The sequence below is a fragment of the Prevotella rectalis genome (genome assembly GCF_900607215.1).
Taxonomy (GTDB): domain Bacteria; phylum Bacteroidota; class Bacteroidia; order Bacteroidales; family Bacteroidaceae; genus Prevotella; species Prevotella brunnea.
The window spans coordinates 470,028-471,253 of the sequence record NZ_LR027820.1 but is presented as its reverse complement, the minus strand read 5'-3'; the positions used below and the strand labels follow the sequence as shown (position 1 = coordinate 471,253).

Here is a 1,226-nt window from a genome sequence, read left to right as displayed (position 1 = left end):
AGAGGTATCGTATGGCTCATAAAGAAACGAATTTGACAGACAATGAGATATTGCGCCAGAAGATAGTGAACCTCCAACACGCATTGTCTTTGGAGAAGATGCGCAGCCGTGCCTATGAGAAACTCATAGAGATAGCCGAATCCGAGGAGGGTATCAGCATCTTAAAAAAAGATGGTGCCAAACAGTAACGGCGCTGCGTGAGGAGTTTCCCGGTGTATCCGTGGAATTCCTCTGTGGGCTGTTTGGCAAGAAACGCCAGTGGTATTACGCAAGCAGCAAGCTTGTGATTTCTGAGCGGCAAAGGCGTAAACTGATAGTTGACAATGTACTCTACTATCGTGCCTGCTGTCCCGGGATAGGCGGTGTGAAACTGCACGTCCTCCTCAAGTCGGAGCTAGGTGAAGATGTTACTCATGGTCGCGACTCCTTCTTAAAACTACTTGCTTCAGAAGGACTTATGCTTCCCAAGAACAAGCGAAGACGTACAACGGACTCCAATCATCCTTATAGGAAGTATCCTAATCTTGTACAAGGTGTTACGGCAATGTATGCTAACCACATTTGGGCAGCCGACATAACCTACGTTTGGATTTACGGCAACGTCCTGTACCTCCATCTCATTACAGATGTTTACTCACATGCTGTCATAGGCTGGTGCTTATCCGAAACCATGGAGGCTATAAATACGAAGGAGGCATTGCTAATGGCAGTTAAGGCAGCCGGAGGAGGCAACCTCTGCGGAACGATACACCACTCTGACAGAGGTTCGCAATACGCCTGCCACCTATATGTTGAAACTCTTATGTGCCACCATATCAGGGTTAGTATGACAGAACGGTACAATCCTACGGACAATCCTGTGGCGGAAAGGACGAATGGAACCTTTAAGGTTGAGTGGATTTACCAGCAGGAGATGTACCGAGATTATGACCAGGCCAACATGGAAATCTCCAAGGCAATAGCCTTCTACAACTACAGACGACCGCATATGAGCATAGGAATGAAATGTCCGATGGATGTCTATAGAGGCGAACAGCCCGGGAGAAATCTTTGGAAAAAGAGATAAATGCTTGCAAAAAAGAAAAATATAAAGTATCTTTGGAACGCCGAAAATATGGCGAACGACGGTCTTATGCCATCTTCACCAAAGGTCCCAGGGGGCATCGAGCCCCCTAAGACCTTGCCGAAAATATGACGGAACTTAGGTGTTGTCCATCTTCTTTTAT

The 1,226-nt window shown here is 46.7% G+C and carries 1 protein-coding gene and 1 pseudogene; both read left to right on the top strand.

Annotated elements, in window-relative coordinates; translation table 11 throughout:
• Positions 1-188: pseudogene (locus E0E16_RS13455) on the top strand (hypothetical protein); the annotation flags it as partial.
• 32 nt (positions 189-220) lie between these two features.
• A complete protein-coding gene (locus E0E16_RS02855; protein ID WP_240048166.1) occupies positions 221-1,066 on the top strand; it encodes an IS3 family transposase in 846 nt (281 codons plus the stop codon).
• Positions 1,067-1,226 lie beyond the last annotated feature (160 nt).